The sequence below is a fragment of the Phyllobacterium zundukense genome (assembly GCF_025452195.1).
Classification (GTDB): domain Bacteria; phylum Pseudomonadota; class Alphaproteobacteria; order Rhizobiales; family Rhizobiaceae; genus Phyllobacterium; species Phyllobacterium zundukense_A.
Window position 1 is genome coordinate 361177 of record NZ_CP104972.1, and the last position, 15860, is coordinate 377036.

16 protein-coding genes and 2 pseudogenes are annotated in these 15860 nt (G+C 56.9%); 10 read left to right on the forward strand and 8 right to left on the reverse strand.

Features of this window, described 5'->3' with window-relative positions; translation table 11 throughout:
• Positions 1 to 533 precede the first annotated feature (533 nt).
• On the reverse strand, positions 534 to 1160 hold the full coding sequence (locus N8E88_RS09180; protein WP_262292245.1) for a hypothetical protein: 627 nt from the start codon (positions 1158 to 1160) through the stop codon (positions 534 to 536).
• A 609-nt stretch (positions 1161 to 1769) separates the two neighbouring features.
• Between N8E88_RS09180 and N8E88_RS09185 the strand changes: the two genes are divergently transcribed.
• From N8E88_RS09185 to N8E88_RS09195, 3 genes are read left to right on the forward strand one after another with little or no spacing between them, the layout of a single operon-like run.
• A complete protein-coding gene (locus N8E88_RS09185; RefSeq protein ID WP_262292246.1) occupies positions 1770 to 3203 on the forward strand; it encodes a cytochrome ubiquinol oxidase subunit I in 1434 nt (477 codons plus the stop codon).
• A 1-nt stretch (position 3204) separates the two neighbouring features.
• Positions 3205 to 4212: a cytochrome d ubiquinol oxidase subunit II gene (gene cydB, locus N8E88_RS09190; RefSeq protein WP_262292247.1), complete on the forward strand. Its 1008-nt coding sequence runs from the start codon at positions 3205 to 3207 to the stop codon at positions 4210 to 4212.
• Complete coding sequence (locus tag N8E88_RS09195) at positions 4212 to 4361, forward strand: DUF2474 domain-containing protein (protein WP_262292248.1); 150 nt, start codon at positions 4212 to 4214, stop codon at positions 4359 to 4361. Before cydB ends, N8E88_RS09195 begins: the two co-directional genes overlap by 1 nt.
• Positions 4362 to 5102: 741 nt before the next feature.
• On the opposite strand, the pseudogene N8E88_RS09200 reads toward N8E88_RS09195, so the two are convergent.
• The 3 genes and pseudogenes from N8E88_RS09200 to N8E88_RS09210 form a co-directional block, all read right to left on the reverse strand.
• Positions 5103 to 5461, reverse strand: a pseudogene (locus tag N8E88_RS09200) (hypothetical protein); the annotation flags it as partial.
• Positions 5462 to 5644: 183 nt separating this feature from the next.
• Positions 5645 to 6151, reverse strand: a complete 507-nt coding sequence (locus tag N8E88_RS09205; RefSeq protein WP_262292249.1) for an Hsp20/alpha crystallin family protein — start codon at positions 6149 to 6151, stop codon at positions 5645 to 5647.
• An 84-nt stretch (positions 6152 to 6235) separates the two neighbouring features.
• A complete protein-coding gene (locus N8E88_RS09210; RefSeq protein ID WP_262292250.1) occupies positions 6236 to 6700 on the reverse strand; it encodes an Hsp20 family protein in 465 nt (154 codons plus the stop codon).
• 264 nt (positions 6701 to 6964) lie between these two features.
• Between N8E88_RS09210 and N8E88_RS09215 the strand changes: the two genes are divergently transcribed.
• The 6 genes from N8E88_RS09215 (at position 6965) to N8E88_RS09240 (ending at position 11977) form a co-directional block, all read left to right on the forward strand.
• Positions 6965 to 7213: a hypothetical protein gene (locus tag N8E88_RS09215; protein ID WP_262292251.1), complete on the forward strand. Its 249-nt coding sequence runs from the start codon at positions 6965 to 6967 to the stop codon at positions 7211 to 7213.
• A 164-nt stretch (positions 7214 to 7377) separates the two neighbouring features.
• Complete coding sequence (locus N8E88_RS09220) at positions 7378 to 7584, forward strand: hypothetical protein (RefSeq protein WP_262292252.1); 207 nt, start codon at positions 7378 to 7380, stop codon at positions 7582 to 7584.
• A gap of 300 nt (positions 7585 to 7884) precedes the next feature.
• Positions 7885 to 8202: a co-chaperone GroES gene (locus N8E88_RS09225; protein ID WP_262292253.1), complete on the forward strand. Its 318-nt coding sequence runs from the start codon at positions 7885 to 7887 to the stop codon at positions 8200 to 8202.
• A gap of 56 nt (positions 8203 to 8258) precedes the next feature.
• Positions 8259 to 9887: a chaperonin GroEL gene (gene groL / locus N8E88_RS09230; protein WP_262292254.1), complete on the forward strand. Its 1629-nt coding sequence runs from the start codon at positions 8259 to 8261 to the stop codon at positions 9885 to 9887.
• A gap of 180 nt (positions 9888 to 10067) precedes the next feature.
• A complete protein-coding gene (locus N8E88_RS09235; protein ID WP_262292255.1) occupies positions 10068 to 11414 on the forward strand; it encodes a Do family serine endopeptidase in 1347 nt (448 codons plus the stop codon).
• A gap of 242 nt (positions 11415 to 11656) precedes the next feature.
• Complete coding sequence (locus N8E88_RS09240) at positions 11657 to 11977, forward strand: DUF982 domain-containing protein (RefSeq protein ID WP_262292256.1); 321 nt, start codon at positions 11657 to 11659, stop codon at positions 11975 to 11977.
• Between the two features lie 593 nt (positions 11978 to 12570).
• On the opposite strand, the gene N8E88_RS09245 is transcribed toward N8E88_RS09240, so the two are convergent.
• The gene (locus N8E88_RS09245) at positions 12571 to 13071 is read right to left on the reverse strand and encodes a hypothetical protein (protein WP_262292257.1); all 501 of its coding nucleotides are present in this window, start codon (positions 13069 to 13071) and stop codon (positions 12571 to 12573) included.
• A 507-nt stretch (positions 13072 to 13578) separates the two neighbouring features.
• On the opposite strand from N8E88_RS09245, the pseudogene N8E88_RS09250 reads away from it, so the two are divergent.
• Positions 13579 to 13684: pseudogene (locus N8E88_RS09250) on the forward strand (integrase); the annotation flags it as partial.
• A gap of 79 nt (positions 13685 to 13763) precedes the next feature.
• Here the strand turns inward: N8E88_RS09250 and N8E88_RS09255 are convergent.
• From N8E88_RS09255 to N8E88_RS09265, 3 genes are read right to left on the reverse strand one after another with little or no spacing between them, the layout of a single operon-like run.
• Complete coding sequence (locus tag N8E88_RS09255; protein ID WP_262292258.1) at positions 13764 to 14537, reverse strand: amino acid ABC transporter ATP-binding protein; 774 nt, start codon at positions 14535 to 14537, stop codon at positions 13764 to 13766.
• A 1-nt stretch (position 14538) separates the two neighbouring features.
• Positions 14539 to 15201 carry an amino acid ABC transporter permease gene (locus N8E88_RS09260; protein WP_262292259.1) on the reverse strand — a complete coding sequence of 221 codons (663 nt, stop codon included), beginning with the start codon at positions 15199 to 15201 and terminating at the stop codon, positions 14539 to 14541.
• Positions 15201 to 15848: an amino acid ABC transporter permease gene (locus tag N8E88_RS09265; RefSeq protein ID WP_262292260.1), complete on the reverse strand. Its 648-nt coding sequence runs from the start codon at positions 15846 to 15848 to the stop codon at positions 15201 to 15203. Before N8E88_RS09265 ends, N8E88_RS09260 begins: the two co-directional genes overlap by 1 nt.
• Positions 15849 to 15860 lie beyond the last annotated feature (12 nt).

Sequence of the window (15860 nt, forward strand, 5' to 3'; positions counted from 1 at the left end):
GGCCGAGCAGCCTCGCCTCTTGCGTCGCTTGCGTAGTGTTTATTGCGGGACTTTCTCCTAACTGCACCCGTGGCGGGTCTCGCTTTTCTTTAGGAACATTTTTAACCAAACGCAGTTTGTTGATTGTCGGAGGTCGCCGAATTCTCTGACAGGGGGCTCGGTATCGGCGTCGCGCCTCACCTAATCGAGAAAGGATACCCTCAGGCAATCGCATCCAATCGGAGTTGCTGCGATGAACGACAAGATCGACCGGCGCAAATATAAAACGCCATTCTGGATCAAGGTCTGCATCTTCATAAGCGGAGTAGCCATAGCGATGATTATAGCGAACATTCTACTTAGGATGTGAGGAGGCAGATTTTTGAGCTTAAGGCATGCGCCGACCCATAACTTTCTCCATCCCCCTCAAGCTTCCGTGGATCACCTGCAAAAAAATCGTCGAGCTCTCTCCACCTCTCCGTCTCACAAATGCCCTGCGCCGCATCGGCATTTGGACGATGTGAAGCAGGCTTTTGCGCTGTTGAGACGCTGCTTCAACTGCGCTTCATTGTGTAGGATCGAGCTCGTTTGCGTCCGACGTTCATATCGCGCGTGGCTACACGTTGCACTTCTTCATCCTCGGTAGCAGACATCGGTCGGTCGGTGTCTTCCGCTGCTTCGTCACCTGACGAACTCGCGACACCCTCCACGGGCGAAACCTGCGGATCGCCGGTTCGGTCGTACTGCGACGGGGGCAAGTCCTCCGACGCTGTTGGCGACCAGCCTTCCGAACGCCACGACTGCGCTCTTTCGTCGATGTCGACGCTGCCCTCGTCATCGAGAATGTCGAGAGCTTTGTCCGCCAGTTCGCCGCTCACCTCCGTGACTGTCACCAGGAACCCGCCGCGGCGAACGCCTTCGAAATATGCGTCCCTATCCTCGGCGGGAAATAAGAAATCGCCGATTGATTCCCAAAAGCCCACACGGCGCTCATCGGACGTTGCATTCGAATCCAAGGTATCGCCACCCTCGACGAGACGAACTTGATCGTGGTCGATTCCGGCATCCACCAACCGCAATACGGCTCGCTCCGCCATTTCGCGATCTTCGTAAAACGCCGTCAATGTATTGGAAGCGGTTGGGTCATGACCCGCGCTTGAGTCTTCGTTGTAGTTGGACATTTTGCAGTCTCCGGTTTGATTTCACTCCCATGGCCGCCCGGTCCGGAAAGTGGCGTGCAATCGCAACGGCATGTTCCAATGGGCGGTCTTGTGCTGCTAACAAACGGCTGCCGCGTTGGTTCCCCGAGCTGGAAGATCGGACGGTTTTTTTTGGATTGTCGCCAAACGTCGTAACTGACTTAAACGAAAAGGCGGCAAACGTTCAGTGATCTGATCACCCAAAATTTTTGATGTCCGCGATTGATGGATTAGGCGAGCCAACTACGCCCACGGCTTGGAGCCGAGCAACCGCCCGTGCGCTCATTTGGTCGGGCGACCAAAAAAGTCCCAAAAAATAGGCTTCTTGCACCAGCAGACGCTGTTGCTCATATTGAATACGATCTATTGGTTGTCGATGAGTATTTGTTCGTCATCGCGCTGCGCCGCTTGTGCGGCCGCCGATCGTTGCGATCGCACCTGCTTGTCATCGCCAATTTATTGATGGCCAAATTCCCACAGCGATAGTAGCTTCCAGCAATACACTGTGGGACGGTTTGTAAACGGCTGCATCGCCTTAGCCGCTGGCATTCGCGGTCGGGACGGATTGATACAAACACAGGGACGAATTCCATGCTCGGATTCTCTGCGCTAGAGCTGGCCCGAATTCAGTTTGGTTTTACGATTTCCTTTCACATTATTTTTCCTGCAATCACGATCGGTCTTGCGAGCTACCTCGCCGTTCTTGAAGGTCTGTGGTTGTGGAAGCAGGATGTTGTCCATCGCGACCTGTACCATTTCTGGTCGAAAATTTTCGCGGTTAATTTTGCCATGGGCGTGGTATCCGGCATTGTCATGGCCTACCAGTTCGGCACGAATTGGAGCTATTTTTCTGCATTTGCAGGAAGCATCACTGGCCCGTTGCTCACCTATGAGGTGCTAACCGCATTCTTCCTCGAGGCGGGTTTTCTCGGTGTCATGCTGTTCGGATGGAACAAGGTAGGTCCAGGCCTACATTGGTTCGCTACCATCATGGTGGCAATCGGAACACTCGTGTCTGCAACTTGGATCCTCGCATCGAACAGCTGGATGCAGACACCGCAAGGATCTGAAATTATCAATGGCCGGGTTGTGCCGGTGGACTGGCTGCAGGTCATTTTCAATCCCTCCTTTCCCTACAGATTGGCGCATATGACCGTGGCGGCATTCCTTGCTACCGCCCTTTTTGTCGGCGCATCCGGTGCGTGGCATCTGCTACGGGGCAACGATATTCGTCCGATACGCATCATGCTGTCGATGGCCATGTGGATGCTGGTTCTCGTCACTCCATTGCAAATCGCACTCGGCGACGCGCATGGGCTCAACACCCTCAAATATCAACCCGCCAAGATTGCAGCAATGGAAGGCCACTGGGAAAACAAGCCGGGACAAAGCGTGCCGCTTATACTGTTCGGATGGCCCGACATGGCAGCTGAAAAGACGAAATTCGCCGTGGAAATTCCTCATCTCAGCAGCCTCATTCTTACTCATGAGTGGAATGGCCAATTTCCCGGGCTTAAGGAGTTTGCTCCCGAGGATCGTCCAAATTCAACGGTGGTTTTCTGGACATTTCGCATCATGGTGGGTTTGGGAGTCCTCATGCTCTTGTTGGGTGTATGGAGCTTGCTGTTACGGTATCGCCGAACCTTGTACCAATCGAAGCTATTCTTGCGCTTTGCCGTTGCGATGGGGCCCTCCGGACTGATCGCCATACTCGCTGGATGGTTTACCACCGAGATCGGCAGGCAACCTTGGGTGGTCTATGGTGTCATGCGAACTAAAGATGCCGTGTCAAACCATTCGGCTCTGGCGCTGTCGACAACGCTTCTGGTTTTCATCGTGATCTACATCGCGGTTTTCGGCACCGGGGTGAGTTACATGCTGAGGCTGGTGGCCGCAGGGCCAGCAGACATTCTTGATTCTGAACGGCAAGGTTCGCACCAAACCAAGCGGCCGGCCAGGCCACTGTCGGCAGCGCCTGACGACGTGGATCCAGCAATTGACCGACCGGGAAGCGAGGACGGATAGCATGGGGATAGACCTTCCGCTGATTTGGGCAATCATCATCGCGTTTGGGTTGATGATGTATGTCATCATGGATGGTTTCGATCTCGGCATCGGAATCCTCTTTCCGTTCGTGCCAGACCGCGATGATCGCGATACGATGGTCAACACCGTCGCCCCAGTATGGGACGGCAATGAAACGTGGCTCGTCCTTGGCGGCGCGGCATTGTTGGCGGCCTTTCCCCTGGCCTATTCGATCATCCTCAGCGCTTTGTATTTTCCTCTCTTCTTGATGCTCGGAGGCCTCATCTGGAGAGGTGTGGCATTCGAATTTCGCTTTAAAGCGAATGACAGTCACAAGCCGTTTTGGGACAAGGCCTTTGCCTGGGGATCGTACATTGCAACTTGTTCGCAGGGGCTTGCGCTTGGAGGCTTTATTAATGGCTTTGAGGTCAAGGATGCGGCATTCAGCGGCGGTGTTCTCGATTGGCTTACCCCGTTCAGTCTCTTCACGGGGGTAGCGTTGGTTGTGGCTTATGCGCTGCTTGGTTGCACTTGGCTGATCATGAAAACCGAAGGCGAGTTGCAGCGGCGTATGATCAAGCTTGCGCGACCAGCCACCTTGGCAGTGCTTGCAATCATCATCATCGTCAGTGTGTGGACACCGCTGGTACATCCAGATGTGGCAAACCGCTGGTTCGCCTTACCGAATATTTTGTTTTTTGCCCCGGTGCCAGCGCTTGTGTTGGCTACAACCTGGGCCATCCTTCGTCTGCTTAGGGGTGAGCCCCACGTCGGGCCGTTTTTGTTCACATTGTTCTTACTCTTTTTAGGCTACAGCGGGCTCGCTATAAGCCTTTGGCCAAATATAGTGCCCCCTGCGATATCCATTTGGGAAGCGGCAGGTCCAGCGGAGAGCATGGGGTTCACCCTTGTCGGCGCGCTCCTCGTGATACCATGCATCCTAGCCTACACGGCGTGGTCGTATTACGTCTTCCGAGGAAAGGTAAAGCCAGGCGAAGGCTATCACTGATGTCGTCGGAACGCTCTCCGGCACCCGAGCACAGCTGGCTTCGACGAGTGGGATGGCTGGTGCTGATCTGGGCCGCAAGCGTGGCAGCACTCGGAGTTGTCGCCGGTCTTTTTCGCGTCCTCATGAGTCTTGCTGGTCTTACTGTTTAAGGCAAGTTGAGCCGATACACCATGGCACGCGGTGGTCGGGGGCTGTTCGGCAGATTGGTTAGGGACTAAGCAACAGCCGGCGAGACTGCGGTACATATCGCGTTCACTTCGACATATGAATTGACTATAGAGGATGTTCCTCGTTGGTCTCGAATGATCTGACCACCCGATGAATTACATTCGGCAGCACTGCTTTTTCAGCGAAGTGTACGGTTACGCCGGGATAAACATCCTCCGCAAATTTACGCTGATAGGCAACTTCACGTCTCGTCACGAAAGCCGGTGCTACGCCGAAAAATTCACTAAGGGCAACTACCACCAAAACGAGGAAGCAAAGTGCGATCTCAATGGGATGTGGTTGTCATTTAGAAGAGATGCGGTAGTGAGACCCACTAACGGTGCAACTGAAATCCAAATCATCAAAGGTGCGCGCACTACGTGCCAAAAAATGTTTCGGCGTTTCGTCATAATGGTTCCGAGGCAAACGTGGTCAATCGGCAAGCTTACTCCGGCAAGCCTGACTTCAATAGTCCTGACGAAGCAATTCCTTCTTCGGCCTAACAGTTCATGCACACAGCAACCATGGGCGCCGGCGATATCGAATGCGCGTTCGAACACCCACAAAATGTAGGCTTGGGCACGCCTGCATGAGCCCATTGAGCCGGAATCGCCGCCGTCGTGGCGGCACACGGGCAGGATAATTTCCGAGGCGACCTTCCAATCCTTCCCGATCTTCTTTCAGTTGACGATCCTCAGGAATGGCTTGGGAGTTCCGTCCTGCCCGGCACAGGAGACGGTAATCTCAACAGGCGCATAAGATTCCGCGATATCGGGGGGGCAGCCCGACGACCTTGAGTTTGGATAGATCAGGCGTCAACACGACAGGGCCCGAGGCCGCTATATCGTGCAGTTTCTGATCGATCGCGTCGTTGCCCCAGAAGCCCGCCCAGTTGCCTTCGGATGGGATCGCACTCTTCGCGACCACGCGATTGGATCGTGCTGATGGTGCGGATATCCAGCGGGTCCTTGGTGGCTGCCGAGGCTGCCGTCGCAAAGCCCGCGAAAACACTTGCCAGAGTGACGGTTGCGGCCAAGAGCATTTTTGCATTGTATATCTTCTGTTCCGATGCGTTTTCATGGCAAAACGACGCCGCTGGGCCAAGGTTTCGGCGCTTATCGCGCCGATGTCATGCTCCCCGGCGGGCGTTCATGGCGGTTGGGTAAGTATGCTCGACCGGGGTGCATCCGGACGGATACACCCGCGGTCACGCCGCCATTGAGGTTCACTTGTCGCTGTTGATCGCGATGCGCTTGGCATTTGCCTGCGCTTTTTCGGTCTTCGGCAATATCACGGTCAGCAGGCCGTTCTTGAACGTCGCCGCGACCTTGCCCTCGTCGACCTCCCGGCCAAGCCCGATGCGCCGTTCGAAGCGTCCGTAGTAGCGCTCACTGAACTGCCGCTCCTTGTCCTCGGCTTCCGACTTCTTTTCTCCACGAAGCGTCAGAACGCCGTCTTCCAGGAGAACCTCGACATCTTTTTCCTCAAGGCCGGACACCTCGGCCGAGACCATGATTTCCTTGTCGTTCTCCGAGAATTCGACGCTCGGCCATGTTCCTCGCGGTGTCATCTGGCCAAACAGCGAGGGGGTACCAAACCCTCGGAAAACCTCGTCGAACAGTTTGTTGACGTCGCGATGCAACGACAGGAAAGGATCCATGTCGCTATCGCGATAGAGGCGCGGAACCTGGTTGTTACCACGGTTCCATGGTATCAAATCTCGTACGCTCATTATCTTGTCTCCTTTCTCCTGCTTTTTATGCCAGCGAGCACCGACGCGTTGGGACGGGGGGCTCGTTCGGCGGTCACTTCCCAATCAGGCGGCGACGTCCCCATCGATCCGTTTCGACGTCGACTCCTTGCCCGCGTTGATGGCGATGCGGCGCGGTTTCATCTCCTCAGGGATTTCCTTTTTGAGATCGATGACAAGCAGACCGTTTTCCAGCTTCGCGCTTGTGACGCTGACGTGATCAGCAAGTTCGAAGCGGCGCTCGAACTGGCGCAGAGCCAGACCATGATGGAGGTATTGCATCTCCTCGTCTTGCGCCTTTGCGCCATTGATCACGAGGAGATTAGGTTCGTGCGTGATCGTCAGTTCCTCGTCGGTAAAGCCGGCCACGGCAAGCATGATGCGATAGATGTCCTCGCCGAACTTCAAGATGTCGTAGGGCGGCCAGTCGCCGGCGGTTGGGGGCGGACCGGCGTTTTCAAGCAAATTGAAAATGCGGTCGAAGCCAATGCTAGACCTGTAAAAGGGGGAAAAGTCCGTGTTGTTTCTCATAGCTACATCCTCCTCTCAAGAGCAATATAGTCACGAGGAACGCCAAGAAGCTGGCGCTCCCTGACCATTGCCCGCCCCTTGCGGCGACAGGCGACAAAGACATGGAGATTGCCTTGTCCTGCGTCAAGAGGACGCTGGCCGTTGCTGTGATTTTTCTGCGAGTGGCCCCTTCTTGTGCAACGAGCGAAGCTCTTCAGCGTTTCTTGGGTGGCAAACCTGATCAGTGTCAGCCCGCGATTTGCGGATAACCGAGGAGAAGGAACGATGGTTATGACGCGTAAGGACGTGACTTCGGTGCTTGGTCCGGTAGACGAGACGACAATTGCGGAAATTATTTCGACGGGGGCATCGCCTGATGAACTGAGAGAAGCCCTGATATGGCTGAACAACGACGAAGTGTTGATGGGAGAAAGTCGCCCTCTTCCGGCAAGCCGGGTCGCCGCCCTGATCGATCTTCTTGAGGCTGAGGAAATAAGCGACGATCCGGTTCCGCCGGTCCCACCGTTTGAATGAACGGCGTCGTCTGCGGTCTCGTGTGATGGGAGCGCGCAATGGCGTTCGGTTCATTGATCATCGCATCGAACTAACCGAAGACAGTGGTCCCGGACTCGATGTGAGCCGGACGCTAATGCTGTTTGCAAGATGGTGTTGCACCATATCTCGTGGGAGATGCGGCCATGGATGACAGAGGCAAACTAGAGCAACAGGTGGCGGCTGACATGGAAGCATTGCCGGAAGGCTGTGCACGGATCGACGTCGAGGCCGTCGCGAGGTTCTATGCTGGAGGGTTTGTCCGCATTCCGTTCAATGACATAGTTGCGATGATTGTCAAAGAAGCCGAAAGACGCGGCCTCCCTCACGCACATATGGGTCAAAAGATCTGAAGAGGCCTCTCTTTTCACGGCGTGATCGACAGCAAGGCGACGGTTCTCTCTCAGGCCAAATTCGATACAATTCCACAGCCTGGCAATCGGGGCAGAAAGGATTCGTTATATGAATCCATGGCATTAGCACTCTATAGAGGCGAGTGCTGAAATTTTTTCATCATCCTCTTGAAATGCTGAATGTGCGAAACCAATTCGTTGTACGCGCGATGCCGGAAAGGATCGCGCGATCCGCGCCGGTCCGCTCCGGATGCGGCGCGGAGGAACTTCAAAAATTTATTTGACTAAGAGGAGAACGACATGACGTTCCGTCCATTGCATGACCGTATCCTGGTCCGCCGGATCGAGGCTGATGAAAAGACAGCCGGTGGCATCATCATCCCCGATACCGCCAAGGAAAAGCCGCAGGAGGGCGAGGTCATTGCCACCGGGCCCGGCGCGCGCGACGAAAGCGGCCAATTGCAGCCGCTCGACGTCAAGGTTGGCGACCGCATTTTGTTCGGCAAATGGTCCGGCAGCGAGATCAGGCTCAAGGGCGAGGACCTCCTGATCATGAAGGAATCCGATGTTATGGGGGTAATTGAGGCCGAGAACACGGCGAAAAAGGCAGCAGCCTGACAATGCCGATTTAAAACACGAACAATGCAACGCTGCCGATTTAAAGGAGTAGGAAAATGGCTGCGAAAGAAGTGAAATTCCATGCCGACGCCCGCGAAAAGATGCTGCGCGGCGTCGATATTCTCGCAAACGCGGTGAAAGTCACACTCGGCCCCAAGGGCCGCAACGTCGTCATCGACAAATCGTTCGGCGCACCGCGCATCACCAAGGACGGTGTCACCGTCGCCAAGGAAATCGAGCTTGAAGACAAGTTCGAGAACATGGGCGCGCAGATGGTGCGCGAAGTGGCCTCCAAGACCAGCGATATCGCCGGCGACGGCACCACGACGGCGACGGTACTTGCCCAGGCGATCGTCAAGGAAGGTGCCAAGGCTGTCGCTTCCGGCATGAACCCGATGGACTTGAAGCGCGGTATCGACAAGGCAGTTGACGCGGTCGTCGAGGAACTGAAGAACAACGCACGCAAGGTGACGCAGAACGGCGAGATCGCTCAGGTTGGTACCATTTCTGCCAATGGCGATGCCGAGATCGGACGCTTCCTCGCCGAAGCAATGGAGAAAGTCGGCAATGAAGGCGTCATCACCGTGGAAGAGGCCAAGACGGCCGAGACCGAGCTCGAAGTGGTCGAAGGCATGCAGTTCGATCGCGGCTACCTTTCCCCCTATTTTGTGACCAACCAGGAAAAGATGCGCGTCGAGTTCGAAGAGCCCTATGTGCTCATCCACGAAAAGAAGCTTGCCAATCTGCAGGCGTTACTCCCGGTGCTCGAAGCCGTGGTGCAGTCTGGCAAGCCCTTGCTCATCATCGCTGAGGACGTTGAAGGCGAGGCGCTCGCGACGCTCGTCGTCAACAAGCTGCGCGGCGGTTTGAAGGTCGCAGCCGTCAAGGCGCCCGGTTTCGGCGACCGCCGCAAGGCGATGCTGGAAGACATTGCCATTCTCACCGGCGGCACAGCCGTCTCGGAGGACCTCGGCATCAAGCTCGAGAACGTCACGCTTGCGATGCTCGGCCGGGCCAAGAAGGTGGTGATCGAGAAGGAGAACACCACGATTGTCGATGGCGCCGGCTCGAGGAGCGAGATTGACGGCCGCATCGTCCAGATCAAGGCACAGATCGAGGAGACGACCTCCGACTATGACCGTGAGAAACTGCAGGAGCGTCTCGCCAAGCTTGCCGGCGGCGTTGCGGTCATTCGCGTCGGCGGCTCGACCGAGGTCGAGGTCAAGGAACGCAAGGACCGGGTCGACGACGCCATGCACGCAACCCGCGCCGCCGTCGAGGAAGGTGTGCTGCCGGGCGGCGGTGTCGCCTTGCTGCGCGCAGCCAAGGCGCTCGACAAGCTGGTGACCGACAACACTGACCAGAGAACCGGCATCGAGATTGTGCGCCGTGCCATCGAGGCACCCGTCCGCCAGATCGCCGAGAACGCGGGTGCAGAAGGATCCATCATCGTCGGCAAGCTGCGTGAAAACAGCGAATTCGGCTTCGGCTGGAACGCCCAGACCAATGAGTTCGGTGATCTCTACAGCCAGGGTGTGATCGACCCGGCCAAGGTGGTGCGCACCGCCCTGCAGGACGCGGCTTCGGTTGCCGGCCTGCTGGTGACCACCGAGGCGATGGTTGCCGAGAAGCCGAAGAAGGAGGCCGCTGTACCTGCCATGCCGGCAGGCGGTATGGACTTCTAATAAGGGAGGCTGTGCCCGCCCGGGCGGGCACAGCCGCTTGTTGCGAGGTGACGCCGCGAACGCTGTTGGGCCCGCGAACATTCAACCGATGTAGCCGGGCCCATTGACGGAAGGGAATCGAGCCCGCTTCACCCGATGGCCAGCGGGCCAAGAGGAGGATTGAAGAGTTTGGAGGGCAATATGATGACGCGTTCGTCCGGATGTCTTTGCGCGTTTGCCGCACTTGTTCTCATACTGTGTCCTGAACCCTTGTCTGTGGCTACTGCGCAGCCACAACAACCTGCCATAGGTGCGGCCATGCGCCCTCTCGCCGATGTGCTGGAGGTGGTGACGCCGGCTGTCGTCAACATCGCGGTGAAGTCCGGTTCGTCCGCCGAGACGAATCCTCTCTACAACGATCCGTTCTTCCGTCGCTATTTCGACCCCCCTGAAATGCGGCAACGTTTGAGTGCCGGATCCGGTGTCATCGTCGACGCGGATAAGGGCTATATCCTAACCAATCACCATGTTGTGGCTGACGCGGGTGAAATCTCGGTAACCCTGAAGGACAGGCGTCGCTTTGTTGCCGTGCTCGTCGGCAGCGACAAGGCAACCGATATAGCTCTGATCAAGATCAAAGCTCCACAATTGCAGGCCTTGCCGTTTGGCGACTCCGATGCGCTTCGGGTTGGTGACACGGTCGTGGCGATCGGCAATCCATTCGGCCTCGGCCAGACCGTAACCTCCGGCATCGTCAGTGCGCTCGGCCGCAGTGGTATCAATATCGAAGGTTATGAAGACTTCATCCAGACCGATGCCTCAATCAATCCCGGCAATTCCGGCGGCGCCCTGGTGACGGCAGACGGCAAGTTGGTCGGCATCAACACGGCGATTATCGCCCCGGCCGGCGGCAATGTCGGTATCGGGTTTGCGGTGCCGATCGCCATGGCGTCCACCGTGATGCAGCAGCTCATCCAACATGGCGAGGTGCGCCGTGGCCGCATTGGTGTCGTTATCCAGGATGTGACCCCCGACCTGGTGCAGGCGCTCGGTCTTACCGAAAGTTCCGGCGTGGTAGTCAGCAGCGTCGAACAAGGTTCTCCCGCCGCAGGCGCCGGCCTTCAGGCTGGAGATGTCATCATGAGCGTCGATAACCATCGCATTTCCAGCTCGGCTGACCTGCGCAACCGCATCGGGCTCGCCCCGGCCGGCTCGGAAATTGAAATCGACTATATGCGCAACGGAACGCGCAAATCCGTCACCATGCGCATCGAAGTTGCCGGCGCGATTGATGAAACCGAAGCACAGGTCGATCGGCTCGAGGGCGCGGAGTTTCGGGATGCGGGAGGAACCGTTGTCGTCAAACATATCGAGGAAGGCAGCGCGGCGGCTCAGTCAGGCTTGCGCGTCGGCGATGTAATCGTCGCCGTCAACCGCCGCCCGGTCTCGTCGCTTTCAGATCTGACGACGGCATTGCATGATGCAGCGCGCACAATTGCGCTCGATCTCATTCGCGGCGGGGAAAAGGTATTCCTGATCATCCGTTAGGAGGCTTGCCATCAGACGTCGTGAAACTGTTTGTCGATTGGGAGAAGAAAATGAGGAAATCCGTTCGATGGAGTAGCGCCGGGCGACAATCGCCGCGCCGTTTAAGGTACGGCTGGCGAAGACGCGGAGCTGACCGGGTTTCGGCCCACCACGCCGCATCTCGAACCGGCGCTGCACAGGGCAAACGCAATCGATTGGCTTACCCGGTGGAACGCCAACCGTTGGTAACAAAGGAGGAGCTCATGGAATGCAACGTCTTCGAAGAGCCCGTCAGCCTATTTGTCGGACTCGGTTTACCAGTTCAGGTCAGGACCGTGGCGGAAGCTTACGCACTGCTCGGCGAATGGCCTTTATCGAAAACCGATCCTGCGCACACTCTGGCTATCAAGGCTTGCAAGGCAGCGCTATCCGGAGAGATAGAAGCGCAGACCGCTCGCGGCCTGTTCGTTGCCTTTGCCCATAGGCACGACCTTTTGGCGCCTGAGGGGGCTGCCTCGCAAGCCAATGCAGACAAAGCCGGTCGTTCCGGCATCTTTCTCGAGCATGACAGGAGGTCAACATGACGGAACTGCAAACGATCCTGCTGATCACCTTCGCCGTGGTTTTGGCGATGGCAAGCGTGACCATTTCGCAATGGAGGGATTGAGAACGGAGCGCGTGCTTTGTCTGTCGGCACCGCCGTTTGCGTCGTCGCGGGGATGGGAACATGGACGAAATTGTCTTGCTTCTTTGTATGTCCGTTGCAGTACCGTTTTTCTGCGCAGTAGCCGGCATCGTGGTCGCATTTGTCCACCGCAGAGGATCGAGCACGGAAGCCTGGCGCAGTGTTGGAGCACAAGGCGCCGAGAACATGAGGGAGCTACGCGAGGCGCCAACGAAGCGAATAAGCACGCAGCGGCGGTGAAATAATGCATAAAGGTCGGCTTGTCGCAACGATGCAGAACCTGTGCAATCTGAACCGGGCATGCTGTACGCCGTCGTTGCGGGATTTCTTCTGACGCGGTTTCGCGTGTCATCACGAAGTTGATTCTTTCAGCGCCCGGCTCGGAATGGAGTGTCCAAAATGCGGATCGACAGTAACCGAAGCAGGAAGCTTTGACCGGCCGGTCCCTCTCACCTCCCCTTATTTTAAGCGATTTCAGACGGCCGGACGCCGCTACTTCTTCTGAGCAGCTTGACACTCGCGCAACGCCTTGAACGCAGCATCGGTACCAGTGAGGTCAACCACTAATTCCTTACGCCCTTTGGCGGTGATCGTCAGTTTTTTCTTCTTGGCAAGGCCATAGATAAAATCGAGGTCGTTGAAAGGAACGGTTGCACCGTCGAAGCCCTCCATCTCCTGGCCCGTAGCCACGCCGGTGAACTTCTCACCATCGACGTCGAATTCGACCGAGAGCTGTTCACCTGCGGTAATTTTTTCAGGTTTTTTGGAGTAAAGCGCCAGATAGCCGCGCAGATCTGCGCTTGCATCGATACCGATCTCCACCTGTGCGCCAGCGTCGGGGTTTTGCCGGGCGATAAGGCAGCCAGGGCCCATCTTCTCATTGACAAAAATATCCCAACCGGCCGCCTTGCCATATTTCTTGATCATGTCCTGGGCCTCACATGGAACGGTAAGGACCGCAACTGCCAGGGCAGTCCGAACGAAGATATGCATGATCTCCTCCTGTGTTCTGCTTTCAATGAAAAAACACCACGATGTGTGCGACGCTTCAAAATCTCTAAGATGCTTGGGTACGTCACAAAACTCCAATCGCCGAGAGCGTTCTTCCCGACATCGGCACCAAGAATCAACGGAACCCCAGCTTGTGGGCAGCGGTACCGTTCGATCGTGAGTATTTCCGGCCAGTGAAATCCTGCGGTGCGCAATTAACAAGTACGTAACTGTAACTTTGCGGGAAGTGGTGGATTTCGCAGCGGCAAGAGCCCGCCGAACTGGTCGCGGCGCTTGGCCAGCTGGCGGCGACCATTTCGTGCAGAATGCAACCATAACCCGACGCAGATCTTCATCGAGATGATCGCAAGCCCGCTCCCCTTGAAGCCCGGCCATTCTCCAAAGGCGTCCTGCCCACGGTTGGGCCCCTCTTTCGGCATAGGACGGCAAGAAGGATGGTACGAGCTAGAGGTGTTTTTGTCCAAAGTAGATCCCCGCTTCTCGCGCCCCAGAGTGGTTCAGCTCCTGCTGGGGTCACACCAAACTCGAAAGTACAGTGCGCTATCTCGGCATCGAAGTTGACAATGCCCTTAGGATCGCCGAGCAGATTGAACTCTGCTCTCCGACATCGGGCTATTGGCAGATGGTCCTGTCAGCGCGAGATGGCGTCAGCACGTCCCTGAAACAGAAATGCCTTAGAAGCTGTTGCGCTCGCGATAGGTACGCAGGAACGACTGAATACGCGCGTCCTCGGGACGATGCAGGATGCGATCGGGGCTGTCCACGCTGACCAGTTCGCCTTTTTCCATGAAGCCCACCTGATCGGCAACATGGGCAGCGAAACCCATTTCATGCGTCACAACCACCATCGTCATCCCCTCGCCAGCCAACGTCCTCATGACGCTCAGCACCTCGCCCACAAGTTCCGGGTCAAGCGCGGATGTCGGCTCATCGAAAAGCATCAGCTTGGGTTCCATGGCGATTGCGCGGGCAATTGCAACGCGCTGTTGCTGACCGCCGGAAAGCCGCGATGGGTGGCTTGCGATCTTGTCTGCCAGCCCAACCTTGGCCAGCGCCTCGCTGGCACGCCGATCCGCATCGGCTTTCGACATTCGGCGCACGCGGATCAACCCCTCAGCCACATTCTCCTTGGCGGTCATGTGCGGCCAGAGGTTGAACTGCTGGAACACCATGCCGATCGATCGGCGCATCTCGCGAAGCCTGCGGCCCGACATCTTCTTGTCAGGCGCGTCATAGCCGATAAGCTGACCGTCAATGCGGACTTCACCGGAGTCATACGCCTCAAGGAAATTTATGCAGCGAAGGAGGGTCGATTTTCCCGAACCCGAAGGGCCAATGAGACAGGTGACCTTGCCCGGTGGTATCGATAGATCGATGTCTTTCAACGCTTGAAACTTGCCGTAGTATTTGTTGACCTTGCGCATTTCGACTGATGACGCAGCAAGCATCTTACGTCCTTTCGATCAGATGTTTCGTGATGCGCGCTTCCAATCTTAGTCCGACACGCGAGATCGTCTCGACCAGGCCCCAGAAGAACAACGCCAGCACCAGGTTTGCCTCCACGTAGCGAAAGGTTTCTGCGGACATGCGCTGCACCTGATACAGCAGTTCGGGAACGGTAATGATCGACAGGATGACCGTTTCCTTGGTGAGGATGATCGAGAAGTTTACCAGCGCTGGCAGAGCAGAGACCAGGCCCAGAGGCAGTAGGATTCGTCGCACGGTATGCGATTCGGACATGCCGATTGCACGAGCCGCCTCGATCTGGCCATCGGGTACGGCGCGGAAGCCCGAACGAAATATCTCCGCGAAGTAGGGACTGCCATAGATCGTCAGACCCAGCAGGCCTGCGGGCAGCGCGTCAAGGCGCAGGCCGACGAGTGGGCCGCCATAGTAGAGCACGAACAACTGGACGAGGAAGGGTGTGCCGCGGATGACTTCGATATAGGCCTGGACGATCCATGTCACCCAGCGTGGCGCATAGCGTTGAATGAGCGCGATGACGAGGCCAAGCGCCATGCCGAAGACCGTGCCAAGCGCCCAGCATAGGATGGTATTGCCAAAGCCCTTCAGCAGCGAGGGGCCGTATTGCTGGAGAACGCTCCATTCCATCAGACGTCCGTCCTGTGTTCGAGATAACGTCCCAGCGCCGCCAAACACAAATTGATCAGCAGATAGATGCAGGCCGCCGCTATATAGACTTCAAGCGGACGGAAGGTGGTGGCGGCCTGCGCTTGGCTGGCGCGAGTGATTTCGAGAATGCCGACGACCGAAACTAACGACGACGCCTTCACAAGCAAGATGAGTTCATTGATCAACGCCGGCAGCGAAAGCGTCACGGCTTGCGGAAGGATTACCCGGGTCCATACGTCGACGGGCGTCATGCCGATGGCGACCGCGGCCTCCGCTTGTCCTTTCGGTAACGCCGCGATCGCGCCGCGCCAGATTTCGGAGATATAAGCGCTGGCGCAAATACCCACGGTCACCACGGCGGCGACCATTGCTGGCACGTCCAGGCCGATGATCGGCAAGGCATAGTAGAACACCAGCAGTTGCACCAGCAGTGGCACACCGCGCAAGAAACTGACCCAAATGGCTGCAAAGCGGCGCAGTGGCGGGTACGGCGACAGGCGAGCGGCACAAATCAGCGTGCCAATCACAATACCCAACCCGATGCCCAGAACCGAGATCAGAAGTGTGTATCGCGCTGCCCAGAACAACGGCCCAAAGCTTTGAAAGAATACCGCTAAGGAAAACATCCACCCTCACTA

What these genes read in the sequence shown, in the direction of transcription:
- N8E88_RS09180 (WP_262292245.1), bottom strand. Translation starts at nt 1,160, where the DNA reads ATGTCCAACTACAACGAAGACTCAAGCGCGGGTCATGACCCAACCGCT.
- N8E88_RS09185 (WP_262292246.1), top strand. Translation starts at nt 1,770, where the DNA reads ATGCTCGGATTCTCTGCGCTAGAGCTGGCCCGAATTCAGTTTGGTTTT.
- cydB (WP_262292247.1), top strand. Translation starts at nt 3,205, where the DNA reads ATGGGGATAGACCTTCCGCTGATTTGGGCAATCATCATCGCGTTTGGG.
- N8E88_RS09195 (WP_262292248.1), top strand. Translation starts at nt 4,212, where the DNA reads ATGTCGTCGGAACGCTCTCCGGCACCCGAGCACAGCTGGCTTCGACGA.
- N8E88_RS09205 (WP_262292249.1), bottom strand. Translation starts at nt 6,151, where the DNA reads ATGAGCGTACGAGATTTGATACCATGGAACCGTGGTAACAACCAGGTT.
- N8E88_RS09210 (WP_262292250.1), bottom strand. Translation starts at nt 6,700, where the DNA reads ATGAGAAACAACACGGACTTTTCCCCCTTTTACAGGTCTAGCATTGGC.
- N8E88_RS09215 (WP_262292251.1), top strand. Translation starts at nt 6,965, where the DNA reads ATGGTTATGACGCGTAAGGACGTGACTTCGGTGCTTGGTCCGGTAGAC.
- N8E88_RS09220 (WP_262292252.1), top strand. Translation starts at nt 7,378, where the DNA reads ATGGATGACAGAGGCAAACTAGAGCAACAGGTGGCGGCTGACATGGAA.
- N8E88_RS09225 (WP_262292253.1), top strand. Translation starts at nt 7,885, where the DNA reads ATGACGTTCCGTCCATTGCATGACCGTATCCTGGTCCGCCGGATCGAG.
- groL (WP_262292254.1), top strand. Translation starts at nt 8,259, where the DNA reads ATGGCTGCGAAAGAAGTGAAATTCCATGCCGACGCCCGCGAAAAGATG.
- N8E88_RS09235 (WP_262292255.1), top strand. Translation starts at nt 10,068, where the DNA reads ATGATGACGCGTTCGTCCGGATGTCTTTGCGCGTTTGCCGCACTTGTT.
- N8E88_RS09240 (WP_262292256.1), top strand. Translation starts at nt 11,657, where the DNA reads ATGGAATGCAACGTCTTCGAAGAGCCCGTCAGCCTATTTGTCGGACTC.
- N8E88_RS09245 (WP_262292257.1), bottom strand. Translation starts at nt 13,071, where the DNA reads ATGCATATCTTCGTTCGGACTGCCCTGGCAGTTGCGGTCCTTACCGTT.
- N8E88_RS09255 (WP_262292258.1), bottom strand. Translation starts at nt 14,537, where the DNA reads ATGCTTGCTGCGTCATCAGTCGAAATGCGCAAGGTCAACAAATACTAC.
- N8E88_RS09260 (WP_262292259.1), bottom strand. Translation starts at nt 15,201, where the DNA reads ATGGAATGGAGCGTTCTCCAGCAATACGGCCCCTCGCTGCTGAAGGGC.
- N8E88_RS09265 (WP_262292260.1), bottom strand. Translation starts at nt 15,848, where the DNA reads ATGTTTTCCTTAGCGGTATTCTTTCAAAGCTTTGGGCCGTTGTTCTGG.